Source organism: Streptomyces sp. NPDC001890 (assembly GCF_042891445.1).
Lineage (GTDB): Bacteria > Actinomycetota > Actinomycetes > Streptomycetales > Streptomycetaceae > Streptomyces.
In genome coordinates this window covers 1-24662 of sequence record NZ_JBIATE010000027.1, presented here as the reverse complement: position 1 = coordinate 24662, position 24662 = coordinate 1, and the positions used below count along the sequence as shown (strand labels likewise).

At 70.4% G+C, this 24662-nt stretch carries 18 protein-coding genes; 13 read left to right on the top strand and 5 right to left on the bottom strand.

Annotated elements, in window-relative coordinates:
- Positions 1 to 236: 236 nt before the first annotated feature.
- Positions 237 to 2471, top strand: coding sequence for a glycoside hydrolase N-terminal domain-containing protein (locus tag ACFYY1_RS36145; protein WP_388593321.1), 2235 nt, complete (start codon positions 237 to 239; stop codon positions 2469 to 2471).
- Here ACFYY1_RS36145 and ACFYY1_RS36140 read toward each other — a convergent pair.
- Positions 2447 to 4660, bottom strand: a complete 2214-nt coding sequence (locus tag ACFYY1_RS36140; RefSeq protein WP_388593228.1) for a germacradienol/geosmin synthase — start codon at positions 4658 to 4660, stop codon at positions 2447 to 2449. The genes ACFYY1_RS36145 and ACFYY1_RS36140 overlap by 25 nt on opposite strands.
- Positions 4661 to 5045: 385 nt before the next feature.
- On the opposite strand from ACFYY1_RS36140, the gene ACFYY1_RS36135 reads away from it, so the two are divergent.
- On the top strand, positions 5046 to 6377 hold the full coding sequence (locus ACFYY1_RS36135; RefSeq protein ID WP_388593225.1) for an N-acetylmuramoyl-L-alanine amidase: 1332 nt from the start codon (positions 5046 to 5048) through the stop codon (positions 6375 to 6377).
- Positions 6378 to 6445: 68 nt separating this feature from the next.
- Entirely contained in the window at positions 6446 to 6715 is a 270-nt protein-coding gene (locus ACFYY1_RS36130; protein ID WP_388593222.1) for a hypothetical protein, read from the top strand.
- 50 nt (positions 6716 to 6765) lie between these two features.
- On the opposite strand, the gene ACFYY1_RS36125 is transcribed toward ACFYY1_RS36130, so the two are convergent.
- Positions 6766 to 7920, bottom strand: a complete 1155-nt coding sequence (locus ACFYY1_RS36125) for an ROK family protein (RefSeq protein ID WP_388593221.1) — start codon at positions 7918 to 7920, stop codon at positions 6766 to 6768.
- 198 nt (positions 7921 to 8118) lie between these two features.
- Between ACFYY1_RS36125 and ACFYY1_RS36120 the strand changes: the two genes are divergently transcribed.
- The 6 genes from ACFYY1_RS36120 to ACFYY1_RS36095 all read left to right on the top strand — a co-directional run bounded on the left by ACFYY1_RS36120 (position 8119) and on the right by ACFYY1_RS36095 (position 16881).
- Positions 8119 to 9603, top strand: coding sequence for a sugar ABC transporter ATP-binding protein (locus ACFYY1_RS36120; RefSeq protein ID WP_388593218.1), 1485 nt, complete (start codon positions 8119 to 8121; stop codon positions 9601 to 9603).
- On the top strand, positions 9600 to 10616 hold the full coding sequence (locus tag ACFYY1_RS36115; RefSeq protein ID WP_388593217.1) for an ABC transporter permease: 1017 nt from the start codon (positions 9600 to 9602) through the stop codon (positions 10614 to 10616). The genes ACFYY1_RS36120 and ACFYY1_RS36115 overlap by 4 nt, the downstream gene beginning before the upstream one ends.
- A complete protein-coding gene (locus ACFYY1_RS36110) occupies positions 10613 to 11617 on the top strand; it encodes an ABC transporter permease (RefSeq protein ID WP_388593214.1) in 1005 nt (334 codons plus the stop codon). The genes ACFYY1_RS36115 and ACFYY1_RS36110 overlap by 4 nt, the downstream gene beginning before the upstream one ends.
- A complete protein-coding gene (locus ACFYY1_RS36105) occupies positions 11614 to 12828 on the top strand; it encodes an ABC transporter substrate-binding protein (RefSeq protein ID WP_388593212.1) in 1215 nt (404 codons plus the stop codon). Before ACFYY1_RS36110 ends, ACFYY1_RS36105 begins: the two co-directional genes overlap by 4 nt.
- Positions 12825 to 13697, top strand: coding sequence for a sugar phosphate isomerase/epimerase family protein (locus tag ACFYY1_RS36100; protein WP_388593209.1), 873 nt, complete (start codon positions 12825 to 12827; stop codon positions 13695 to 13697). Before ACFYY1_RS36105 ends, ACFYY1_RS36100 begins: the two co-directional genes overlap by 4 nt.
- Positions 13698 to 13785: 88 nt before the next feature.
- Positions 13786 to 16881: a ThuA domain-containing protein gene (locus tag ACFYY1_RS36095; protein WP_388593207.1), complete on the top strand. Its 3096-nt coding sequence runs from the start codon at positions 13786 to 13788 to the stop codon at positions 16879 to 16881.
- Positions 16882 to 16950: 69 nt separating this feature from the next.
- On the opposite strand, the gene ACFYY1_RS36090 is transcribed toward ACFYY1_RS36095, so the two are convergent.
- Positions 16951 to 18087, bottom strand: a complete 1137-nt coding sequence (locus ACFYY1_RS36090; protein ID WP_388593206.1) for an aminoglycoside phosphotransferase family protein — start codon at positions 18085 to 18087, stop codon at positions 16951 to 16953.
- Between the two features lie 231 nt (positions 18088 to 18318).
- Between ACFYY1_RS36090 and ACFYY1_RS36085 the strand changes: the two genes are divergently transcribed.
- On the top strand, positions 18319 to 19818 hold the full coding sequence (locus ACFYY1_RS36085) for a hypothetical protein (RefSeq protein WP_388593204.1): 1500 nt from the start codon (positions 18319 to 18321) through the stop codon (positions 19816 to 19818).
- A gap of 169 nt (positions 19819 to 19987) precedes the next feature.
- Here the strand turns inward: ACFYY1_RS36085 and ACFYY1_RS36080 are convergent, their stop codons facing one another.
- The gene (locus ACFYY1_RS36080) at positions 19988 to 21466 is read right to left on the bottom strand and encodes a PP2C family protein-serine/threonine phosphatase (protein ID WP_388593203.1); all 1479 of its coding nucleotides are present in this window, start codon (positions 21464 to 21466) and stop codon (positions 19988 to 19990) included.
- A 391-nt stretch (positions 21467 to 21857) separates the two neighbouring features.
- Between ACFYY1_RS36080 and rpmG the strand changes: the two genes are divergently transcribed.
- Positions 21858 to 22022 (top strand): 50S ribosomal protein L33, encoded by a 165-nt coding sequence (rpmG, locus tag ACFYY1_RS36075; protein ID WP_360544966.1) that lies wholly within the window; start codon positions 21858 to 21860, stop codon positions 22020 to 22022.
- A gap of 192 nt (positions 22023 to 22214) precedes the next feature.
- Here rpmG and ACFYY1_RS36070 read toward each other — a convergent pair whose 3' ends face one another.
- Complete coding sequence (locus ACFYY1_RS36070) at positions 22215 to 22889, bottom strand: YoaK family protein (protein ID WP_388593201.1); 675 nt, start codon at positions 22887 to 22889, stop codon at positions 22215 to 22217.
- A gap of 226 nt (positions 22890 to 23115) precedes the next feature.
- Here ACFYY1_RS36070 and ACFYY1_RS36065 point away from each other — a divergent pair, with 226 nt between their 5' ends.
- Positions 23116 to 23631, top strand: a complete 516-nt coding sequence (locus tag ACFYY1_RS36065; RefSeq protein ID WP_360927774.1) for a DinB family protein — start codon at positions 23116 to 23118, stop codon at positions 23629 to 23631.
- Between the two features lie 249 nt (positions 23632 to 23880).
- Complete coding sequence (locus ACFYY1_RS36060; RefSeq protein ID WP_388593199.1) at positions 23881 to 24396, top strand: lytic polysaccharide monooxygenase auxiliary activity family 9 protein; 516 nt, start codon at positions 23881 to 23883, stop codon at positions 24394 to 24396.
- The last annotated feature ends 266 nt before the right edge of the window (positions 24397 to 24662 follow it).

The following is a 24662-nucleotide window of genomic DNA, read 5'->3' as shown; positions in this document are numbered from 1 at the left end:
ACTCGCGGCCTCCGTCCAAGAGGCCGCTTTGTCATGCTCCTTGTCGGGTCAGTCGTCGGACCTTTACGGTCGGCCGCATGACATCCGGGATCACGCGACGTACCACCGTGAAGACAGCGATAGGGGCAACTGGTGCGCTGGCACTGGGGATCCCTGCCCTTTCCGGCATGGCTGCTGCTGCCGGTACCTCCGATGAATCGGTGAGAGCCGCCGACTCGAAGAAACAGGCGGAGCCCATGCTCCGGTACGACGCGCCGGCTGCGAGCTGGGAGCGCGAGTCGCTGCCCATCGGCGGCGGTGCCCTCGGCGCGAGCGTGTTCGGCACACTCGCCTCCGAGCAGCTCACCTTCAACGAGAAGACCCTGTGGACCGGCGGCCCTGGCTCCGCTCAGGGCTACGACTTCGGGAACTGGACCGCTCCCAGGCCAGGCGCCCTCGCCGACGTGCAGCAGCGCCTCGACAGCCAGGGCGCACTCGGCCCGGACGCCGTCGCCGCCGAACTCGGGCAGCCGCGCCGCGGCTACGGCGCCTACCAGGTCTTCGGTGACCTGAGACTGGATCTGCCGAACGCCCCGGCCGCCCCCGACGCCTCCTACCGCCGCACCCTCGACCTGCGCAACGCCCTCGCCGCCGTGACCTACACCCACCAAGAGGCCAGGCACACACGGGAGTTCTTCGTCTCCCATCCGGGCAGGGTCATCGCGGGCCGCCTCGGCGCCGACCGCCCGGGCCAGGTCTCCTTCACCCTGCGCTACACCTCGCCCCGCAGCGACTGCACCGTCACCGCCGACCGGGACCGGCTCACCGTACGCGGCACCCTGAAGGACAACGGTCTGCGCTTCGAGGCCCAGATCCGCGTCCGGACCAGCGGCGGCACCGTCACCGCGGGCACGGACGGCACCCTCACGGTCACCGGCGCCGACAGTGCCTGGTTCTTCCTCGCCGCGGGCACCGACTACGCCGACAGCTACCCCGCCTACCGGGGCGAGGACCCGCACACCGCGGTCAGCGCCGCCGTGGACCTCGCCGCCCGTGGCTCGTACGAGAAGGTCCGCGACGCCCACGTACGCGACCACCGCGCCCTCTTCGACCGGGTCGCCCTCGACATCGGCCAGGAACTGCCCGACCTGCCCACCGACCGCCTGCTCGCCGCCTACACGGGCGGGACGAGCCCCGCCGACCGGGCCCTGGAGGCGCTGTTCTTCCAGTACGGCCGCTACCTGCTGATCGCCTCCTCGCGGGCCGGCTCGCTGCCCGCCAACCTCCAGGGCGTGTGGAACAACTCGACCACCCCGCCCTGGTCCGCCGACTACCACAGCAACATCAATCTGCAGATGAACTACTGGCTCGCCGAGGTCACCAACCTCGCCGAGACCACCGCACCCTACGACCGCTACATCGAGGCGATGCGCGCCCCGGGCCGCAGGACGGCGAAGGAGATGTTCGGGACCGACGGCTGGGTGGTGCACAACGAGACCAACCCGTACGGCTTCACCGGCGTCCACGACTGGTCCACCGCCTTCTGGTTCCCGGAGGCGGCCGCCTGGCTCACCCAGCAGATGTACGAGCACTACCGGTTCAGCGGATCCACCGACTACCTGCGCTCCACCGCCTACCCGGCGATGAAGGAGGCCGCCGAGTTCTGGCTGGCCAACCTGCGCACCGACCCGCGCGACGGACTGCTCGTCGTCACCCCCAGCTACTCACCCGAGCACGGCGACTTCACCGCCGGTGCCGCGATGTCCCAGCAGATCGTGCACGATCTCCTCACCAACACCCTGGAGGCCGCCCGGACCCTCGGTGACACACCGGCCTTCCGGGGCAGGCTGGAGACCGCCCTCGGCCGGCTCGACCCCGGACTGCGGATCGGGTCGTGGGGGCAGCTCCAGGAGTGGAAGACCGACCGGGACGACCCGGCCGACGACCACCGCCATGTCTCGCACCTCTTCGCCCTGCACCCCGGGCGGCAGATCGAACCCGGCAGCAAGTGGGCCGATGCGGCCGAGGTCTCCCTCGGGGCGCGCGGCGACGGCGGCACCGGCTGGTCGAAGGCGTGGAAGATCAACTTCTGGGCGCGGCTGCGCGACGGCGACCACGCCCACCGGATGCTCTCCGAACAGCTGAAGAACTCCACCCTGCCCAACCTCTGGGACACCCACCCGCCCTTCCAGATCGACGGCAACTTCGGCGCCACCTCGGGCATCGCCGAGATGCTGCTGCAGAGCCAGCACGACACCGTCGACATCCTCCCCGCCCTCCCCTCGGGCTGGCCGGACGGATCGGTGCGCGGACTGCGCGCCAGGGGAGGCTTCACCGTCGACATCGAATGGGCCGCCGGGCAGGCCCGCCGTGTGGTGGTCACGGCGAGCCGCACCCGCGAAGTGACCGTCCGCAGCTCGCTGTTCGCGGGTGGCGAGAAGGTCTTCAAGGCACGTGCCGGTGGCCGCTACACGCTGACCGCCGAGGGCTGAGCGAACAGCGCGGTCACCCGCGCCGCCGACACACCGAGCCCCGTGGGACCGCTGAGGTGCCACGGGGTGCCGGTGCCGCGCAGCAGGTCCTGCTCCCGGTAGCGCCGGCAGTCCCGGTGCCAGATCAGGATGCCCGCGATCCAGTGCTTCAGCTCCTGGACGTACCCGGCCAGGACCTCCCGGGCCTCCGCGTCCAGTCCGAAGTCGTCGTAGAGCACGGGGAGTTCGTGCTCGGCGACGTGCAGGAACTGCCTCAGCCTCGACTTCATCAGGTCGTGCACGATCGCCACCCCGGTCGGATAGTCCACCCCGAAGAAGTTCTGCACGACCAGGACGCCGTTGTGCACCTCGCCCTCGAACTCGATCTCCTTCTGGTACGAGAACAGGTCGTTGAGCAGACATGCGTAGTCCGCCGCCGCGTTCTCCAGGGAGCGCAGCGGCCCACTGCGGTAGACCTCAGGCGGAACCTTCCTGCCGTGACCCAGCCGGCTCAGGCTCATCGTGAGGTCGGAGCCGAACGTCATGCGCCGCATCTCGATGTAGTCCACCGGGTCCGGGATGCGGTTCTGCACCTGGTTCGCCAGCTCCCACACCCAGCTGGCGGTCATGTCCTGGACCGACGTGCGGAACGCGCGGCGCCCGCTCGCGTCCATCGGGGCCGAGGTCCGTGCCCAGAGATCGGCGAGCCCCCGCTCCAGGGCGTTGACCGGCTCGGGCGTCCCCGACCCGTCCAGCGGCATGAACAGCGACAGCCGCTCGTTGGCGAGCTCGGCGCCCGCCAGATCGCGGGCCCGCCCGTGCACCACCGGGAACCAGTCGTCGCCGTACGTCCCCCAGGTCAGCCACTGGGAGGAGAGATCCAGCTCCTGCGGTGTCGCGTCCGGGTGCAGACCCGCAGCGCACAGCGGCAGATCGGCCGCCAGGAGCCGCGCCTCGTCCCAGATGTGCGAACCGGGCACCCCCGGCTGGGCCTCCAGAAGGCCCATCCGGCGCGCCCAGTCGACGATGCGGACCCGCGCCCCGTCCAGATGCGGACTGAGCCTTGTGTCGAAGGGCAGTTCGATGGCGGGCACCAGCGACGGGCCGACGCGCCGGTAGGGCACGTGGGTGTGGCTGCGCAGCCGGGCCGCCTCCGAGCGCGCGGTGAACCGGATCGACGCCGCGGCCATCCCGAAGCCGGTGGTGGCCGCTTCGACCGCGCCGTCGTTCATGTAGCGGCTGGAGCGCATGTGCCACTCATGGCCGCCGGACTGCCAGTCCTGCAGGCCCTTGACGTACGCGAGCACCGCCGCGGTCTGCGCCGGGTCGAGCCCCTTCCGGGCGCAGAGCGGCCCGAGTTCGGTGAGCGCGGTGTTCTCGAACTGCTGGAGCCGGGACGTCAGAAGGTCGTTCACCGCGTCGGCGGCCTCCTGCGTGGAACAGCCGAGGAAGTGCTCCAGGACGAGCACACCGTTGCTGTTCTCGCCCTCGTCCTCCACCTCCCGCTGGTACGAGAAGAGGTCGTTGCGCAGATGCACGGCGTCGGAGAAGGCGTCGCGCAGCACCCGCAGCGCACGCTCGCCGGCCACCGCCTCGGGGACCTCGGCGCCCGCCGCGTACTCCACGAGCCCCGCCGACCACGGGGCGCCGCCCACCTTGCGGCGCATCTCGATGTACTCGACCGGGTTCGCGACGCGCCCCTCGTTGATGTTGGAGAGCTCCCACAGCGACTCGTTGAGCAGGTTCTCGGTCGCCACGGCGAACCTGGCCCGCCAGGCGTCGGACATGCCCGGCACCGTACGGGTCCACAGATCGGCCAGCCCCGCCTCGACCGGATTGACCGGCTCCGGCATCGGGGCCCCGCGGTCCATCGGCATGAACGCCGGCAACCGGTCCAGATAGCGCTTGGCGCCCTCACGGTCGGGGTTGCGTTTGAAGAGTTCCAGGAAGTGGTCGTCGAAGAAGAAGACCCACACGTACCAGTCGGTGACCAGGGAGAGCGCCTCGGCCGAGCAGTCGGGATGGGTGTACGCGCACAGCAGCGCGTAGTCGTGGGAGTCGATGTCCTTCTCCTCCCAGATGCCCGAACCCTCCACCATCCCCATGCTGCGCGCCCACTCCTTGGTGTGTACCCGGGCCTCTTCGACATGGGCGTTGAGCCGCGCCGGATACGGAACGTAGAAGTCCGGCAGGGTGAAGGGCTGAGCCATGTGCGTACGGCCTTTCCTGGGGCGCCGCGCGGGGCTCGCGCGGACGTGATCGTGTCGGCGCGAGCACTACCCTTCGTCCGTTCGAGGCACGCACATTCGGGATTAGTCACATAAAAGGAGTGTGTGCGGATGGGTCTCCGGCGCGCTCGGGCGGCCGTCCGCACGGTGCCCAGGGCCCAGGCAACAGGCCGTCGGATGTGCCTGGTTGATTCTTTCCTTCGCAGGTCAGACGCCCTGCCAGTGGTCTGGTCCACTGGCTCGGTCAGCGACCCCCACGGATCCCTTGACGCGCTGTCATCTCAGGTCGGAGAGTGTGCGCGCACAGCGGATCAATGAGAACGGAACACGCACGGCTCCAGCACGCACGGCTCCAAGAAGGGTTGTCATGACGTCCAAGCAGAGGACCGGACTCGCAATCGCGCTGACAGGCGTCGGCGCACTGAGCATGGCGCTGCTCAGCCCCGTGGCGCAGGCCGGTGCGGACGGGGTGCGACCGGAATGCCCGCGCAGCCTCTCGTGCGACTGGGTGCCGGCGGCCTACCAGCAGACGGGTGACCCGGCCGACAAGGAGACGTACGGGAACTACGACACCGCGGACCGGCCGCACACCAACAAGGTCCGGTTCATCGTTCTGCACGACACCGAGGAAGACTTCGACACCACCCTGAAGATCTTCCAGAACCCGCTGAAGCAGACCTCCGCCCACTACGTCGTGCGCTCGGGCGACGGTCATGTCACGCAGATGGTCAAGGGCAAGGACGTCGCCTGGCAGGCCGGCAACTGGTACGTCAACAGCCACTCCATTGGCATCGAGCAGGAGGGCGTCGCCGTCGAGGGCGCCAAGTGGTACACCCCCGAGATGTACCGCTCGACCGCGAAACTGGTGCGCTACCTCGCCGCCAAGTACGACATACCGCTCGACCGCCAGCACATCATCGGCCACGACGGAGTGCCGCCCACCAGCGCGTCCGGCACCAAGAACATGCACTGGGACCCGGGCACGTACTGGGACTGGAACCGCTTCATGAAGCTGCTCGGCAAGCCCACCGTGCCGAGCGCCCCCAAGAACAGCGAACTGATCACCGTCAGCCCGGACTTCAAGAAGAACCAGCAGGCCTTCCGCGACTGCGAGAAGGGCGTCGACCTGCCGGTCCAGGGCTCCAGTGCCGTCCCGCTGCACACCGCGCCGTCCGCCGACGCGCCCCTCTTCTCCGACCCCGGCCTCCACACCGACGGCTCGCCCGGCACGAACTGCGCCGCCGACTGGGGCAGCAAGATCAGCGCCACCCAGCAGGCCGTCGTCGCGGACCACGCACCCGGATGGACGGCGATCTGGTGGTACGGCCAGAAGGCCTGGTTCGAGACCCCGGCCCGCAGCGGCAACACCACCCCCACCTCCGGCTACGTCGTCAGGCCGAAGGTCGGCCGCACGGACGTCCCGGTGTACGGGGTCGCCTACCCGGAGAAGTCCGAGTACCCCGCGGACTTCGCGGACAAGCGGGTGGGCGCGCCGCTCCAGTACAAGATCAAGGCCGGCCAGTCCTACCCCGGCGGCGGCGAGGCACCGACGGGATTCTTCTACGCGCCGACGATCGACTCCTCGTACCCGCTCGACCACGCGTACTTCCGCGGCGCGGAGAAGTACGTGACCGTGCAGATCGGCCACCGGATCGCCTTCGTGAAGGCGTCCGACGTGGACATCGTGCGCACCCGCTGAGACCGCACCGGGGCCGTCGCCGCGGCGGCGGGACGCCGGGAATCCGTAAAGCCGAGAAGGAGGACCTCATGTACAGGCCGACCAGGACCGCCGCCACCGCGGCCGCGGGCATCGCCATGGCGCTCGCACTCACCGTCGCCCCGGCCGCCCTCACCGTGGCCACGGCCTCGGCCGCCGCCGCTTCCGAGACCGGGGCACAGGGCTGGGACGTCTCCGGCACGTTCGACACCCAGCAGGAATGTGTCGCGGCCGGGGACGCGGGCGTCGCCGACGGGAGCTGGGCACAGTACCGGTGCGTGCTGTTCGAGGCCCGGTGGGACCTGATGACTCCGGCGTGACCGTCTGACGCGTGACCGATGCCCCTCCGCGCGCGGAGGGGCATCCGCGCTCACCCCGCGACCAGCCGGTTCACCTGCGCGGGGGACAGCGCGTGCTCGATCGCGAGGATGCCCGCCCCCACAGCCGCCGCGTTCTCGCCCGTACGGCTCGGCTCGATCCGCAGCAACTGGGTGGCCAGCGGATGCGAGCGCCGGTACACCGCTTCCCGGACCCCCGCGAGCAACTGATCGTGTACGGCGGCCAGCGCGCCGCCCATCACCACCGTGTCCGGATTGAAGAAGTTCACCAGACCGGCGAGGACCTCGCCCACCGCCCGCCCGGCCTCCCGCACCATCCGCACCGCGTCCCGGTTCCCGGACCGCACCAGGCGCACGACGTCACTGCCCGACGTCGCGTCCAGCCCCAGCCCGACCAGCTTCGCCGCCAGTGACGCACCGCCCGCGACGGCCTCCAGACAGCCCGAATTGCCGCACCGGCAGGGATCGTCCAGATCCCCGACCCGGATATGGCCGATGTCGCCCGCGCACCCCTGCGCGCCCCGGTGCAGCTTGCCGTCCGCGACGATCCCGCAGCCGATCCCCGTACCGACCTTGATGTACAGCAGATAGCGGCAGTCCGGGAACGCGCGCCGCTGCTCGCCCAGAGCCATCACGTTCACATCGTTGTCGACCAGCGCCCGCACCCCGAAGCGGGAGGCGAAGAACTCCGGGATCGGGTACTGGTGCCAGCCCGGCATGATCGGCGGATCGACCGGACGGCCGGTGGAGAACTCCACCGGACCCGGCACTCCGACACCGATGGACCGCAGCGTCGTCGGATCCCGGCCCGTCTCCTCCAGCAGTGCCCGCACGGTGCGTTCCACGTGCCGCAGCACGGAATCCGGGCCGTCCCCGATCAGCAGCGGTTCTTCGTGCGCAGCGAGCGTGGTCCCGCCGATGTCCATCAGTGCCACCCGGCAGTGCGAGGCCCCCAGGTCCACCCCGGCCACCGCGTGCTCACGGGTGCTCAGCGCCAGCCGACGCGGCGGACGGCCGCCGGTGGAGCCGCCGTCGGCGTCCTCGTCCACGAGACCGTGCGCGATCAGCGCGTCCACGCGCTGGGAGACCGTCGAGCGGGCCATTCCGGTCACCCGGGCGATGTCGGCACGGGTCGCGACCGCCCCCGAAGCGATCAGCGTGAGCACCTCGCCGGGCGAGTGCGACACGGCAGCCAAATTGCGATCCGACGGCGAAGACATGGCAGTCACCCTAGGGACGACTTCCGCTGCTCACAAGGCATCCGCTGTTCGTTCATCGACATAAGTACGTGCCAAGTCACCTGAAAACAAAGGCGCTTGAGCCCTTGACACTCCCAATGTCTGTCACGACTCTGCTTTGCAGACCACTGAGCGAGGAGCAGTTCGATGCTGACGATGCAGGGTGTGTCCAAGAGCTTCCTCGGGGTGCGTGTGCTCGACGGGGTGGGGCTCGACCTCGAAGCCGGGGAAGTGCATGCCCTGGTGGGGGAGAACGGCGCCGGAAAGTCGACCCTCATGAAGATCCTCGCGGGCGAGCACCTGCCCGACGAGGGGACCCTCACCATCGACGGCACCGCCCACTCCTTCAGCCATCCGGCCCAGGCCCAGGCCGCCGGGGTCGGCATCATCCACCAGGAGTTCGCGCTCCTGACCCACCGCACGGTCGCCGAGAACGTCTTCCTCGGCCGCGAACCGACCAGATACGGCCTGGTCGACCGGCGCGCCATGGAACAGCGCACCGCCGAACTCCTCGCCGAACTCGACGAGACCGGCATCGCCCCGCGCACCCCCGTCCACGAGCTGTCCGTCGCGCGCCGGCAGACCGTGGAGATCGTCAAGGCCCTCGCATCGGATGTCCGCATCCTGGTGATGGACGAACCCACCGCCGCGCTCGCCGACCACGAGGTCGAGCGACTCGGCGCCCTCGTCCGCCGCCTGACCGCCCGCGGAATCGGCATCCTGTACATCTCGCACCGGCTCCGCGAGGTGTTCGACCTCTCGCAGCGCATCACCGTCCTCAAGGACGGCCGCCGCGTCACCACGCTCACCACCCGCGAGACCGACGCCGACACAGTGGTGCGCGCCATGGTGGGACGGGAGCTCGGCGCCTACTACCCGCCCCGGGCCGGGCCGGGAGAGCCGGGCGAGGAGCGGCTCACGGTGCGCGGCGGCGGCAACTCCAGGATCTCCGGCATCGATCTGACCCTGCGGGCCGGCGAGGTCGTCGGCGTCGCCGGCCTCCAGGGCTCCGGCCGGACCTCCCTGGCCCGCGCCCTGTTCGGCGCCGCCCCCTTCACCACGGGCACCATGACCGTCGGCGGACGGGCGCTGCGCCCGGCGAACCCCCGGGAAGCCGTCCGGGCCGGGATCGCCCTGGTCACCGAGGACCGCAAGGGGGAGGGCCTCGCACTGCACCAGTCCGTGGCCGACAACGCGCTGCTGGTGACCCGGGCCGTCCCTGCGCGCCGCGGACCGGCCGCGTGCCGCGAGGTGACCGCACTGCTGGAGCGCGTACGCCTCCACGCCCACGGCGAGGACCAGCAGGTCCAGTACCTGTCCGGCGGCAACCAGCAGAAGGTCGTCATCGCCAAATGGCTTGCCGCAGGCCCCCGGGTGCTCCTCTTCGACGAACCGACCCGCGGCGTCGACGTCGGCGCCAAGGCGGCCATCCACACCCTGGTACGGGAACTGGCGGGCGAGGGCCTCGCCGTACTCATCATCTCCTCCGAACTGCCCGAGCTGATCGGGATGAGCGACCGCGTCCTCGTCATGTCCGAAGGCCGCCTCGCCGGCGAACTGCCCGCCGGAGCCACGGAGGAGGCGGTCATGCGCGTCGCCACCGGCGGCCCCGTCACGGAGGGAGCAGCATGACCGCACTCCGGACCGGCCCGGAAACCCGGCCCCGTACCGCCCCGCCCCGGACGGCCCCACCGCGCCTCACCGGCCCGGTGGCCGGGGTCTGGCTGGCCGCCCTCGCCGTCACCGTGCTCGGCTGGATCGTCGTCGCGGCCCGCGGCGGGGACTTCCTGACCATGACCAACGTGGTGACGATCCTTCAGAACTGCGTCGCCCTCGGCCTCGTGGCCGTCGGCCAGTCCGTCGTCATCCTCACCGGATCGCTCGACCTCTCCGTCGCCTACCTCATCGGTCTGGGCACCCTCGTCGCCGCGGAGACGATGGAGAGCGGCAGCGTGCTCGTCGCGGTGATCGCCGTGCTCGCCCTCAGCGCCGCCGTCGGCCTGGCCAACGGGCTCATCGTCACCGGCCTCAAGGTCAACGCCTTCATCGCCACCCTCGGCACCGCCTTCATCCTGCGCGGCTGGATCGAGGACAACTACACCGGCCCCGCAGGCAAGGTCCCCGCCTCCTTCCAGCACCTCGGCTACGACCGGATCGGACCGGTCCCCGTCTCCCTCTTCCTCCTCCTCGCGGTCGCCGCCGCCCTCTGGCTGATCACCCGCCGCACCCGGCTCGGCCACCACATGTACGCGACCGGCGGCGACGAGCACGCCGCCCGGCTCTCCGGCGTCCGCACCCGGCGCACCGTCGTCGCCGCGCACCTGCTGTGCTCGCTGTGCGTCGGCGCGGCGGCCCTCTTCCTCGCCGCGCGGCTCGGCGCCGGTGCTCCCTGGGCGGGCACGGAAGCCCGCTACGACCTGGAGTCCATCGCCGCCGTCGTCCTCGGCGGCACCGCGCTCGCCGGCGGGCGCGGGGGAGTGGCGGGCACCCTCGGCGGAGTACTCGTCCTCTCCGTGCTCGACAGCGTCTTCAACCAGCTGTCCGTGGACCCGTTCTTCAAGAACGTCGTCCGGGGCGTCGTCATCATCGCGGCCGTCGCCCTCTACGCCCGAGGCCGCCGCACCCCGAAGGAGCGGACCGCATGACCACCGCCCAGGCGCCCGCCGGCCGCCGCGTCCTGCGTGCCCTCACCACCGGCACACCCGTCTACCTCCTGCTCGCGGTGCTCCTGGCCGCACTCGCCCTCACCGACCCCGGCTTCTACGAACCCGACCGCTTCCTCGCCTTCGTCAAGCGCGCCGCCCCCCTCGTCATCCTGGCCGCCGGCCAGTACCTGGTCATCGTCTGCGGCGAGTTCGACCTCTCCGTCGGAGCGATCGTCACCGCCGGGGTGGTCGTCGCCGCCGAACTGTACGGCTCGTTCCCGGCCGCGCCCTGGCTCCTGGTCACCGCGGTCCTGCTGCTCGCCGGAGCCCTCGCCGGACTCGTCAGCGGACTGATCACGACCCTGCTGCGCGTGCCGTCGTTCATCACCACGCTCGGCATGATGCTGATCCTCGAAGGCGCCGTCTTCTTCTGGACCGGGGGTTCACCCCACGGCGCGCTGCCCGCCGAGTTCCGCAGGCTCGGGCGCGGCACCGCGTTCGGCTGGCTGCCGTGGGCCGTACTCGCCTGCGCCGTCGCGGGCCTGCTGGCCGTACGCCTGATGCGTTCCGACTTCGGTCGTACGCTGCTGGCCACCGGCGACAGCGAACGCGCCGCGGCGCTCGCCGGCGTCCGGGTCGCACGCGCCCGGACCATCGCCTTCGTCCTCTCCGGCGCAGCGGCCGCGCTCGCGGCGGTACTCGTCGGCGGCTTCTCCGGAGTCTCGGCACAGGCCGGCCGCGGCTACGAGTTCGAGGCGATCACCGCCGTCGTCCTGGGCGGCGTGGTGCTCGGCGGCGGCCGGGGCTCCGTCGTCGCGGCGATGGCCGGGGCGTTCTCGCTCCAGGCACTGTTCACCCTGCTCAACCTCCAGGGCGTCTCCGGCGCACTGGAGTCGACCGTGCAAGGCGTCATCGTCATCGCCGCCGTCGCCATCGGCGCAGCCGACTGGTCCCGGCTGCGCCGCCGCGGCACCGAACACCCGGGAGCGAAAACCTCATGAGTACGCGAAAGCTCGGACACCTCCTCGCGCCGGTCGCCGCCCTGCTCGGCGCGGCCCTGCTGGCCGGCTGCACCAGCGACGCCCCGCCCGACGCCCCCACCGCCGGAGCGAGCGGCGGCACGGGCGACCCGGGCACCGGCAAGCAGTCGGAGTTCTTCGACCGGGCCGAGTACGACCGTCAGCTCGGCCTCGCCGAGGTCACCCCGCAGGGCCCCGCCGGAAAGCCGTGGGAGCAGATGCTCCGCCCGGAGCTCGTCGACACCGGTCAGTACAAGAAGAAGGGCTCCGGCGGAATCCACCTCTGCTTCTCCAACGCCGGGGTCTTCAACCCCTGGCGCCAGGTCGGCCTCAAGAACATGCGGGCCGAGGCCGGGCTCCACAAGGAGATCACCGAGTTCACCGTGCTCGACGCGCAGGGCAAGGACGACAAACAGATCTCCGACATCCAGGAGCTCGCCGGCCGGGACTGCGACGCCCTGATCGTCTCCCCGAACACCACGGCCACCCTCACCCCCGCCGTCGAGCAGGCCTGCGGCAAGGTGCCCGTGATCGTCTTCGACCGGGGCGTCGAGACCGACTGCGCGGTCACCTTCATCAACCCGATCGGCGGCTACGGATACGGGGCGGTCGCCGCCGACTTCCTCGTCGGGAAGGTGAAGCCCAAGGGGAAGATCCTCGCCCTGCGGATCTCACCCGGCGTCGATGTGCTGGAGACCCGCTGGTCCGCGGCGAAGCTCGCGTTCGACAAGAGCGGACTCGACGTCGTGGACGTGAAGTTCACCGACGGCGACCCGGCGAAGACCAAGGCGATCGTCACCGACGCCCTCACCCGCAACGGCGACATCGACGGCGTCTGGATGGACTCCGGTGCGACCTCCGTCGCCGCCGTCGAAGCCTTCGAGGACGCCGGCAAGGACGTACCGCCCATCACCGGCGAGGACCAGCAGGACTTCCTTGAGGCATGGAAGGAGAAGAAGCTCACCGCGATCGCCCCCTCGTACCCCACCTTCCAGTGGCGCACACCGGTCATCGCCGCGCTGCGGATCCTCAAGGGGCAGCAGGTCCCCAAGGAGTGGAAGCTCCCGCAGCCGACCGTCACCCAGGACACCCTCGACCAGTACTACAAGCCCGGCATGCCGCCCCTGCACTACGCGATGTGCGGCTGCGAGAACCTGCCCGGATTCCCGGAGAACTGGGGAGGCAAGAAGTGACCGCAGCCTTCCCGCTCGGCGCCAACCCGTGGATCTGGCACTCGCCGGTGACCTACGAAACGCTCGGTGACGTGCTGCCGAAGCTGTCCGGGTGGGGCTTCGACTGCGCGGAGATCCCGCTGGAGAACGAACGGGACTGGGCGCCCGCATCCGTGGCCAAGCTCCTCGATGCCTCCGGAATCGCCCCCGCCGCGGTGATCGCCGTCATGCCGCCCGGCCGCGACCTCGTCCGCACCGAACCGCGGACCGTCCACGCCACCCAGGACTACCTGTACCGCTGCGTCGACGCCGCCGGGGCCCTCGGCGCCCCCACCGTCGCCGGACCCATGTACGCGGCGGTGGGCCGCACCTGGCGGATGGACCGCGCCGAACGCGCCGCCGCCTACGAGGAGTTGCGCGAGAACCTCGCCCCGGTCGTCGAGCATGCCCGCGCGGCGGGTGTGCGGCTCGCGGTGGAACCCCTCAACCGGTACGAGACGAGCCTGCTCAACACCGTGGAGCAGACCCTCGAAGCGCTGACCGGGCTCCCCGAGAGCACCATCGGCCTCGCGCTCGACGTGTACCACCAGAACATCGAGGAACGTTCGCTGCCCGGTGCCGTGCACCGCGCGGCGGGCCGCATCGTCCACGTCCAGGTGTGCGCCAACGACCGGGGCGCCCCCGGCGCCGACAGCATCGACTGGCCCGGCTTCCTCGCCGCGCTCGCCACGTGCGGCTACTGGGGCCCGCTCTGCATCGAGTCGTTCACCGCGCACAACGACGCCATCGCGGTCGCCGCCTCGGTCTGGCGGCCGCTCGCCGGTACCCAGGACAGCATCGCCACCGAAGGCCTGGCCTTCCTGCGCCAGGCCCTGAGCGCCGTCCCGTAATCCACCCCCTGGCCCCGCTCGTCCGTCCGCAACCCGCAGAGAGGACCCGATCGTGAGCCGTCACCGATTGCGCTGTCATGCTCGTGACATGCGCCGTACGTTCATCGCGCTGGTGGGCGCACTGCTCCTCGCGCTGACCGCACTGCCCGCGTCCGCAGCCACCACCGGCAAGGCGCCCGCCTTCCGAGCCCTGCTCTTCACCCGTGCCGTCGGCTATGTACACGCCTCCATCCCGGCCGGCATCCAGATGTTCAAGGAGGAGGCCGCCGCGGGCGGCTTCGAACTGGTCGAGACCGCCGACGCCGCGGTCTTCGATCCGGAGAAGCTCAAGGACTTCGACGTCGTCGTCATGCTGCAGAACTCCGGCATGGTCTGGGACACCGACGCCCAGCGCGAGGCGATGCAGTCCTACGTACGTGGCGGTGGCGGCGTCGTCGCCCTCCACAACACCCTCGACATGGGCATCGAGGAGACCTTCCCCTGGTGGGACGAGGCCATCAACGGCGGCGTGCACATGCCCGCCCACTCACCCGGTGTCCTCCAGGGCACCGCCAAGGTCGCCGACCGTGTCCACCCCTCCACCGCGGGACTCCCCGAACGCTGGGAGCGCCCCGAGGAGTGGTACAACTTCGACCGGAACCCCCGTGGTGACGTCCACGTCCTGGTCACCGCCGACGAGACCACGTACAACCCCGGCGGTTCCGCCATGGGCGCCGACCACCCGATCTCCTGGTGCCGCAACACCGAGGGCGGCCGGGTCTGGGCGACCGCCATGGGCCACGACACCGCCTCGTACACCGAAGCCGCCTTCCGTACCCACGTCATGGGCGGCGTCAGGTGGGCCGCCGGCAACAAGCCCGGCGACTGCGGCGGCACCGTCTGGAGCGGTTACGAGAAGGTGGCCCTCGACGACAACACCGCGGACCCGATGGAACTCGACGTCGCCAAGGACGGACGGGTCTTCTACGTCCAGCGCAGCGGCGAGATCAACATCTACGACCCGGCGACCCACGCCACCACCACCGCCGGAAAGCTCGACGTCTACACCGGCGGCGAGGACGGCCTGGTCGGCATGGAGCTCGACCCGGACTTCATGAAGAACCACTGGATCTACCTCTACTACGCCCCCGCGGCCGCCACCGAGGACGTCAACCGGCTCTCCCGCTTCACGGTCAAGGGCAACACCCTCGACCCCGCCAGCGAGAAGAAGCTCCTCGACGTCCCCGCCTACCGCGACCGCACCTTCCCCGAGCCCGGACACACCGGAGGCGCCGTCGAGTTCGGCCCGGACCGCACGCTCTACCTCGGCGTCGGCGACGACACCCCGCCCAACCTCGACCCGAACTGGCAGGGATACGCCCCGCTCGACTGGCGCGAGGGCAAGCAGATGCTGGACGCCGCCCGCACCGCGGGCAGCACGAACGACCTGCGCGGCAAGATCCTGCGCATCAAGCCGAAGGACTCCGGCGGCTACACCATCCCCAAGGGCAACCTCTTCGCCCCCGGCACGGCCAAGACCCGTCCCGAGATCTACGCGATGGGCTTCCGCAACCCGTTCCGCTTCACCGTCGACCCCAAGACGGGCTACGTCCACGCCTCCGACTACGGTCCGGACCGCGGGCTGCCCACCACCGACCGAGGACCCGAGGGCCTCGTCGAGTACAACGTCATCAAGAAGGCAGGCAACTTCGGCTGGCCGTTCTGCCACGGCAACAACCAGGCATACGCCCCGTACAACCCCGACACCAAGGAAGTCGGCCCCAAGTTCGACTGCGCCAACCCGGTCAACCCCTCGCCCAACAACACCGGCCTGACCCAGCTCCCGCCCCTTCAGCAGCCGGAGATCTGGTACGGCTACGGCGCCTCCCCGGATTTTCCCGAGGTCGGCAGCGGCGGGTCCGCCCCGATGAGCGGCCCCGTCTACCACTACGACGCGAAGAACCCGTCCACCACGAAGTTCCCCGCCTACTTCGAGGGCGCGAGCTTCTTCTACGAGTGGTCGCGCAACTACGCCAAGGAAGTCCGCTTCGACAAGGACGAGAAGGTCCTGAAGATCAATGACTTCCTCTCCACCCAGAAGTTCAACAAGCCGATGGACATGACCTTCGGGCCCGACGGATCGCTGTACGTCCTCGAATGGGGAAGCTCGTTCGGCGGCGGCAACAACGACTCCGGGCTCTACCGCATCGACTACGCCCAGGGACAGCGCGCCCCGGTGGCCAAGGCCGCCGCCTCCGCTACCGACGGCCCCGTACCGCTGAAGGTCGACTTCTCCAGCGAGGGCAGCAACGACCCGGACGGAGACGCGCTCAGTTACGCCTGGGACTTCGACGGCGACGGTACCTACGACTCCACGGAGGCGTCCCCCAGCCACACCTACACGGCCAAGGGAGACTTCGCCGCCCAGCTGAAGGTCACCGACTCCACCGGCAAGTCCGGCTACGCCAACATCCCCGTCACCGCGGGCAATACGGCACCGAAGGTGACCATCGAGTTCCCGGTCAGCGGCAAACTCATCGAGTTCGGCGACAAGATCCCGTACAAGGTCACGGTCACCGATCCCGAGGACGGCCCGGTCGACTGCACCAAGGTCACCGTCAACCCGGCCCTGGGCCACGACGACCACGAGCACCCCACCACCGACATCCCCGGCTGCGAGGGCACCGTGGACACCGGTGACCTGGGCGGCCACCCCGAAGGAGCGGACCTCACCTACGTACTCAACGCCAAGTACACCGACAAGGGCGGCGACGGCGTCTCGGCCCTGACCGGTTACGGCCGCGCCGTGCTCCAGCCGAAGCACAAGCAGGCCGAGTACTACGACGGCCAGTCCGGCACCCGCGTCATCGCCCAGGAAGGAGCCGAGAACGGCAAGCGGATCGGAGACGTCTCCGACGGCGACTGGGTCGCCTTCGACCCGATGAGCGTCGAAGGCATCGGCACGGTCAGCTACCGGCTGTCCTCACCCTACGGGGTCGGCGCGATCGAACTCCGAGCGGACTCCGCCGACGGCCCGCTGCTCGCCACCACCCCGGTCCCCAACACGGGCGGCTGGGACAACTACCAGGCGACCGAGCCCGTGCCCGTCCAGGAACTGAAGGGAACCCACAAGCTGTACCTCGTCTTCACGTCCCCGCAGAACAACTCGTTCGACGTGGACGCGGTGGACTTCAAGAGCCCCTGACCGTACTTCGGCGCGCTGCGGGCCCGGTGTGTCGGCACCGGGCCCGCAGCGCGCATCCCCCTGGCAGGGTCAGCGGGTGCCGACCGCGGCACGCACGGCCCTGCGGGCCATCGCGCAGTCGTCGTGCAGCCGGCGCAGCAAGAGTCGCTGCTCCTCGCTCGACGACAGCGCACCCGGGCGCTCCTGACCGGCGCCCGAGGCCGTCGAATCCCGCATGGCCCGCTGGACCGCCGTCTCGTACGTACGGATCTCGCGGGTCAGTACCAGCATCAGGTTCACCAGGAACGCGTCCCGTGCGGCGGGTCCGTTGGCCTGCGCCAGCTGGCTGATCTGGCGTCGCGCCGCCGGTGCGTCACCGAGGACCGTCCAGAGCGTCGCCAGGTCGTAGCCGGGCAGATACCAGCCCGCGTGCTCCCAGTCCACCAGCACCGGACCCGTGGGCGACAGCAGGATGTTGGAGAGCAGTGCGTCACCGTGACAGAACTGCCCCATGCCCTGCCGGCCGCCCGCGTGCGCCAGACCGTGCAGCAGCTTCTGTAGATCGCCCAGATCCCGGTCCGTGAAGAGCCCCAGCTCGTGATAGCGCGCGATCCGCGAGGCGTAGTCGAGCGGGGCGTCGAACAGCCCCGGCGCCGGCCGCCAGGCGTTGACCCGGCTGATCGCGCCCAGCGCGGCCCGGATATCGGCACGGGGCGGAGCCTCCGAGGGATGCCGGGTCAACGCGGCCACCCGGCCGGGCATCCGTTCGATCACCAGGGTGCAGTTCTCCGGATCGGCCGCGATGAGACGCGGCACGCGCACCGGCGGACGGTGCCGGACGAACGCCCGATATGCAGCTATTTCGTGACGGAACCGCTCCGACCACGCGGGGGAGTGGTCCAGTAAACACTTGGCGACCGCGGTCGCCCGTCCGGTGGAGCCGATCAGCAGCACCGAACGGCCGCTGCGGCGCAGCACCTGGACCGGGTTGAACTCGGGGCAGATCCGGTGCACCGAGGCGATCGCCATTCTCAGCTGCGCCCCCTGCGCGCCGGACAGGTCCAGCCGGCCGCTGAGCGGCGGGCCGACCATCCCGGCCGGCCGTCGCGGCCGGACCGTGCCGGGGGCCGGGGCAGCGGCGTGCGGGGAGAGGTACGGACCGCCGCCCGCCCCCAGGGGACGGAGCGGCCGGGGCGGGGCGGTCACGGAGGACGATGCTGTGTACATGGGCGAGACAGATCCCTTCGCGCGCCGACAAGTTGCGTGCACCGCCCCGGCCGGCGGCCGTTCGGCACCCTGGGGAGTACCTAGGGCTGCCGGGCGGGGTGGCGCTTTCCTACCTGACACCGGCAGGCGGGTGGCAGACCAACTGGCGGACCCTGGCGAACCCTGGCGAATTGTCGCAAGGCCTCTGACAGGGGGTTACTGTCAACACAGCCGAGAACCTGGGGGCTTGACGTGACCGGAGAACCCAACACCCGCCTGTCCGACCTGTTCGGCCTCGCCGGCTGGTCCAAGGGCGAACTCGCGAGAATGGTGAACAGGAAGGCGGCGGCCATGGGCCACCCGCAACTGGCCACCGACACCTCGCGGGTGAGGCGATGGATCGACATGGGGGAGTCCCCCCGCGATCCCGTGCCCAAGGTGCTGGCTGCCCTGTTCACCGAGCGACTCGGTCGTGTCGTGACCATCGAGGACCTCGGGTTCGGCCGACGCGGGCGTGTGGGGAAACGGCGGGAGGCCGGGACGCAGGACAATCCCGACGGACTGCCGTGGGCGCCCGAGCGGACGGCAGCGGTCCTCACCGAATTCACGGGAATGGACCTCATGCTCAACCGACGCGGCTTGGTGAGCGCGGGCGCCGCGCTCGCCGCAGGATCGACCATCACCGGCCCCATGCACGACTGGCTGCACTCCGACCCCGTACTGGCGGCCGACGCCCCACGGATCGATGACCCGCTGCACGCGGACCCGGCCGGTTTCGACCGGTACGAGGCCGCGCCCATCGGGTCGGACGAGATCGAGGCGCTGGAGCGGTCCGTCGAGGTGTTCCGCGCCTGGGACGCCTCACGGGGCGGCGGACTCCAGCGCAAGGCCGTGGTGGGCCAGCTCAACGAGGTGGGCGGCATGCTCGCCTTCCGCCACCCCGATCATCTCCAGCGCCGGCTCTGGGGCGTCGCTGCCAACCTCGCGGTGCTCGCGGGCTGGATGTCCCACGACATCGGCCTCGAACCGACCGCCCAGAAGTACTTCATCATCGCGGCACACGCGGCGCGCGAGGGCGGCGACCGCCCCCGCGCGGGCGAGGCGCTCTCCAGGGCGGCCCGTCAGATGGTCCACCTCGGCCGTCCCGACGACGCCCTGGACCTGATGAAGCTCGCCAAGTCCGGCTCCGGGGACATGGTTCTGCCCCGCACCCAGGCGATGCTGCACACCATCGAGGCCTGGGCACAGGCGTCCATGGGCCGCGGGCAGGCCATGCGGCGCACACTCGGCAAGGCCGAGGAACTCTTCACCTCGGACAAGAGCGATGTGCCGCCGCCCAGCTGGATGCAGATGTTCGACGAGGCGGACATGCACGGCATGCAGGCCCTGGCCTTCCGTACGCTCGCCGAACACGACCCGTCGGCCGCGATCGTCGCGCAGCGCCACGCCAAACTGGCGCTGGAGCTGAGGGCCAACGGACGCCAGCGGTCCAAGATCTTCGACTACATCTCGCTCGCCTCGGCCTGCTTCATCGCCGACGATCCCGAACAGGCCGACCGGTACGCACGACTCGCCCTGGTGACGATGGGGGAGACCTCCTCGCACCGCACCTGGGACCGGCTGCGCGAAATGTATCGGCTCACGGGCCAGTTCGCGGGCTACGCGAAGATCGAGGACCTGAGAGAGGAGATCAAGCTCTCCCTGCCGCAGAACTCCATCATCAAGCAGCGCAGGCGGTCGTCGGAGGCCTGACGATGCGGGCGCCGCGACGAAGGGGCACCGAGCACAGACCGTCCGACCACCGGCGTTCCTGCCACCAGCTGTCCGAGCACCGTACCCGTAGGCGGGCACGCCCTCCTGCGTACTGCCCCGTGTCCGGCGTTCCGCGTTGGTCCGTGCCCTGTACGCGCCCAGCCGTGCGCTATGCCCCGATGCGGGCGATCAGCACGCAGGCGTCGTCCAGACGCTCGGTGCCGCCGAACTCCGCGACGACGGTCCGCAGGCACTCCTGTGCCGAACGGGCCTGCGCGAACCGCGGGGCCAGGGTCAGCAGCGCGTCCGGGCCCGCACTCCGGTCGCTGTGACGGTTCAGCCCGTCGGTGTGCAGTACCAGCACGTCACCGGGCAGCAGGTGCACTTCCTCCTGCTCGTACGCGACCCCGGAGGCCGCACCGAGCAGGACCCCGTCCGGCGCGGGCAGCGGACGCCCCACTCCGTCGCGGAACAGCAGCGGCGCGGGGTGTCCGGCCTGCGCCCAGGTGAGGGCACCGGTGGACGGATCCAGGAGGCAGCACACCGCGCTGCCGAGAGCGGGTTGGACGGAGGACTCCAGCAGCTGATTGAGATGCCCCATCAGGGAGCCCGGCTCGATGCCGGCCACGGCCATGCCACGCAGCGCGCCCAGCAGCATCGCCATGGCCGAGGTGGCCTGGATGCCATGACCGGTCAGATCACCGACCGTGAGCATGGTCCTGCCGTCCGGCATCTCCAGCGCGTCGTACCAGTCGCCGCCGATGAGTGAACTCGACTCCGACGGAAGGTAGTGCGCAGCGATGTCCAGGGTGCCGGGCCCCTGCGAGGGAAGCCGCAGCGAGCCACGCCACGGAGGGAGCACGGCCTCCTGGAGCTCGACGGCCAGGCGGTGCTCGGTCCGTGCCCGGTGCTCCCGGCTGCGCAGCGACTCGTGGCTCCGGCGCACCGCCTGCTGGCTGCGCCGCAGCTCGCTGACGTCGCGCAGCACCGCCCACATGGAGGCGGTGCACCCGTTCGAATCGAGGACGGGCTCGCCCATCATGTGGAGCGTGCGCACCGGGCCGTCGGTCCGCATGATGCGGAACTCGCCGTCTATCGGCTTGCCGTCCACCAGGCAGTCGGTCACCAGGGCGGTGAGCAGAGGCTGGTCCTCGGGAAGCAGCATGGACGGGAGCTCGTCGAGCGAGAGCGGCCCGGCGGCGGGGGGCCTGCCGAAGATCTGGAACAGTTCCTCGGACCAGCTGACGCCGTCGGTGAGCAGATTCCACTCCGCGCTGCCCACCCGGCCGATCAGCGATCCCGGCTTCGGGCTGTCGTAAGGCTCCTGCGCGCTTGTCTCAGCCGCGTCCTGCGGGCCCTGCTCCGTCGGCGGGGCCGAGGTTTCTGCGAGGTGCTGCGCGGTCCCGGGCGGCAGGCCCTCCTTGAGCTGGCCCAGGTGCGTGCCGAGGTCGTCGAGATGGTGGACCGCCAGATCACAGAGCGCCCGCTGCCAGCGCAGCTGCGGGTCCTCCTCGTCGATCAGCACCGCGTCCCGCCGCACGGCATCCACATCGCCACGGAGCCGAAGGGTCCGGTTGATCAGCGCATCGACGGTATCGCGCTCGGGTGGCTGTGGGGCGGGGCGGTCCGCGGACAGATGGGACGGCATCTCGTACTCCGATACAGGCGCGGCACGACCAGGTCTGAAGGTGGACCGAAGACGACTGTTGCACAGCCTGCCGGAGCCCGTAAGGGATTTGGCAACACTCGAGACGTTGTTGCTTCCGGCATATGTCACGGGCTGCGCAGGGCGCCGAACCGTCGAACACCTTTGCCATCGACGGACGTTGGCGCAAGTCATCCGGCGTGTGAGGACGGTTGTGCGCCCGAGTGAACCGGCTTGCCACCGCGCGCCCGGTCCGATCGGGGGCATATGCGAGACGCCGTCGGCCGTGCGGCGGGAATGCGGCAGCGGCTCGCCATGTTACGTGAGCAGAACGAAAACGACACCCATTCCCACCAGAAGGGGATGGGGTCGGCATGGAAGTCTGGAGGCGCCCATGGCCCGCAGTGAGACCCGCCCCGTCGTCACTCTCCGGTCGACGGCCGGAACGGGGCAGAGTTATGTGACCCGCAAGAGCCGCCGGAACAACCCCGACCGGCTGGTGCTGCGCAAGTTCGACCCCGTGGCGGGGCAGCACGTGCTCTTCCGTGAGGAGCGCTGAGCGCGGATCCGTCGGGAAGTCGCATTCCGTGCCGTGGATCACAGTGCGGGGTGCGCGTTTCCGGGAACGGGACGCGGTGGTTTATCGTTCACCTATATGTGGATGCCGCGCATCGCGCCCACCGCTGAGCCGCCCCGGCTGGATTCCCCCGATCCGGCCGGGGCTTTCCCTTTTCCTGGGCATCGTCACAGGTCAGCCCCGGGATGCCGCTCCGCGAACGCCCTCGATGAGCAGTGCGCCCGCCGCCGGCACCACCGCCACCGCCGCTGCCGCGTCGGGCCACAGGCGCACGGCCAGCGCGGTCACGGCGGCGCCCGCCACGACCGCGGCCAGCCGGCCGGCCACCCAGCGGTCACCCTGCTCCCACGACCGAAGAGCCGCCCGGCCGACGAGGGCGGTGAGCGTGCCGGTGAAATAGTTGGTGGGTGTCGCGCGGATCCGGCCCTGGATGCCCATGGCCACAGCGATCAGCACCAGCAGCCCCAGCCGGTCCCCGTCCGACGAGGTCGGCCCCAGCGCCCACAGCACGGCCCCCGCTGTCAGCAGGGCCACCTCCAGCAGCAGCATCACCGGCAGTGACCATCGTGACCGGTCGCTCATCCACGCACCGCAGCCGACGCCGACGGCGTAGGCGACCAGCGCGGTGATCACCCGCAGCGCCACCCCGTGCTCTCCGCCACCGGCGGCAGAGGCACCCAGCAGCACCAGATTCCCGGTCATCACCCCGGCGAAGACCTGGCCGACGCAGATGAAGACGAACGCGTCGGCCGCCCCGGAGGCGGCCGACAGGAGCAGCAGGGCCCATTCGCCCCAGGGGCCGGGCCCGGAGTGGCGGGTGGTGACGGAGGGATGCGCGGGAGTGGACACGCCTGCATTCTCGGTTCGAGCCCGGACCGCCGCCACGAATGAGTCCGGCGGTTCGCGTGCCGTGAGCGGCACGGGGAAGGGCTGCTCATCCTGTTCCTGGTGCTCGGGGTGGTCACAGACATCGCCACGACCACCACGTCCACTTGGTCGAACGAGCCCACCGGCAGCAGCATGGGAAACCCCTGCCCCCTGTCCGATGCCGCCGCGGGCGAGGCATGATCACGTCATGACATGGACAGCACCTGAGGTTGTGCGCACATCCGGTTCGCTCGTGGCCGAGGAGCGCGAGATGCTCACCGGCTATCTCGCATGGTTCCGCAGCTGCCTGCTGCACAAGTGCGCGGGACTGACCGGGGAGCAACTCGCCGAACAGACGGTGGAGCCGTCGAACCTCACCCTGCTGGGACTGATCCGTCACATGGCCAAGGTCGAACGCGTCTGGTTCCGGGAGCGGTTCGCCGGTCAGTCGTTCGACCCCATGTACGACCCGGAGAAGGGCAAGGACGCGGACTTCGAGGATCTGGACCCGTCCCGGGCGGCCGAGGACTACGCCCGTCTCGTCGAGGAGTGCCGGCTCGCGGACGAGATCGTCGCCAAGGCCTCGCTGGACGACACCTTCGTCCACGGCGGCGAGGAGTACTCGCTCCGGCTGATCCACCTGCACATGATCGGTGAGTACGCGCGCCACACCGGCCACGCGGACCTGGTGCGCGAGCGCGTCGACGGTGCGACGGGCTGGTGACGCCGCGGGCCGCCATGCCGTGGGCCGGGACGGCGGCGAGGCGCCGACACCTTGACGTGAACGCGTCGATGGGTATGGTCTAGTCCAAGTGCAGTGCCCTGCCGGACGTCGCGAGTCCCGGGCGTACGCGGCAGCGGTTCCTGCCGTGCCCTTCGCACCTCTTGGCCCCCACACCGGAGAGGCAGGTCTGCCACCACCGGGTCCCCATAGCCCGCTCGTGTGCGGCGACGCCTCACGTGAAGGAGAAGCATGCACGCGAAAAGGAAGACAGCCGCAGTCATCGGTGCCTTACTCGCCCCCGTACTGGTCCTGAGCCTCCCGGTCGGCTCCGCCAGTGCCCACGGATACATCTCGTCGCCCCCGAGCCGTCAGGCCCAGTGCGCCGTCGGGACCGTGAGCTGCGGGGACATCAAGTACGAGCCGCAGAGCGTGGAAGGCCCCAAGGGGCTGACCAGTTGCAGCGGCGGCAACAGCCGGTTCGCGGAACTCGACAATGATTCCAAGGGGTGGAAGGTCACCCCGGTCGGCCGGAGCACGTCGTTCCAGTGGGTCCTGACCGCCCGGCATGCCACGAGCACCTGGCAGTACTTCGCCGGCGGCCGGAAGATCGCCGAGTTCAACGACAACGGCGCGCAGCCCGGCGCCACCGTCACCCACCAGGTCGACTTCGGCGGCCTGACGGGCAGGCAGAAGGTGCTCGCGGTGTGGAACATCGCCGACACCGCCAACGCCTTCTACGCCTGTGTCGACGTGAACGTCGGCTGACCGGCGAGCCAGGCCGGCGGCGCGCCGAGGCCCGCGCGAGCGGGTGAGGGCCTCGGCGCGCCGCCATCGGCGTACGTCGGGCGGGACAGCCGCCTCGGCCGCATCCCCCTGCGCCGGATCGGGTGCCCGATGGTGCACACGTAACCGCCCGATCCCTGTGCCGGCACGGCGGGGGGGGTGCCCCTATGTCTTTGGTCAAGCTGGTCGGGTGTGAGTTCGGGGCGTCTGGAACGATGTGTCCGTGCATGCTGATGATCAGGTTGGTG

Coding starts and splice junctions, on each gene's coding strand:
- ACFYY1_RS36145 (WP_388593321.1), top strand. CDS start 237: ATGCTCCGGTACGACGCGCCGGCTGCGAGCTGGGAGCGCGAGTCGCTG.
- ACFYY1_RS36140 (WP_388593228.1), bottom strand. CDS start 4,660: ATGGCTCAGCCCTTCACCCTGCCGGACTTCTACGTTCCGTATCCGGCG.
- ACFYY1_RS36135 (WP_388593225.1), top strand. CDS start 5,046: ATGACGTCCAAGCAGAGGACCGGACTCGCAATCGCGCTGACAGGCGTC.
- ACFYY1_RS36130 (WP_388593222.1), top strand. CDS start 6,446: ATGTACAGGCCGACCAGGACCGCCGCCACCGCGGCCGCGGGCATCGCC.
- ACFYY1_RS36120 (WP_388593218.1), top strand. CDS start 8,119: ATGCTGACGATGCAGGGTGTGTCCAAGAGCTTCCTCGGGGTGCGTGTG.
- ACFYY1_RS36115 (WP_388593217.1), top strand. CDS start 9,600: ATGACCGCACTCCGGACCGGCCCGGAAACCCGGCCCCGTACCGCCCCG.
- ACFYY1_RS36110 (WP_388593214.1), top strand. CDS start 10,613: ATGACCACCGCCCAGGCGCCCGCCGGCCGCCGCGTCCTGCGTGCCCTC.
- ACFYY1_RS36105 (WP_388593212.1), top strand. CDS start 11,614: ATGAGTACGCGAAAGCTCGGACACCTCCTCGCGCCGGTCGCCGCCCTG.
- ACFYY1_RS36095 (WP_388593207.1), top strand. CDS start 13,786: ATGCGCCGTACGTTCATCGCGCTGGTGGGCGCACTGCTCCTCGCGCTG.
- ACFYY1_RS36090 (WP_388593206.1), bottom strand. CDS start 18,087: ATGTACACAGCATCGTCCTCCGTGACCGCCCCGCCCCGGCCGCTCCGT.
- ACFYY1_RS36080 (WP_388593203.1), bottom strand. CDS start 21,466: ATGCCGTCCCATCTGTCCGCGGACCGCCCCGCCCCACAGCCACCCGAG.
- rpmG (WP_360544966.1), top strand. CDS start 21,858: ATGGCCCGCAGTGAGACCCGCCCCGTCGTCACTCTCCGGTCGACGGCC.
- ACFYY1_RS36065 (WP_360927774.1), top strand. CDS start 23,116: ATGACATGGACAGCACCTGAGGTTGTGCGCACATCCGGTTCGCTCGTG.
- ACFYY1_RS36060 (WP_388593199.1), top strand. CDS start 23,881: ATGCACGCGAAAAGGAAGACAGCCGCAGTCATCGGTGCCTTACTCGCC.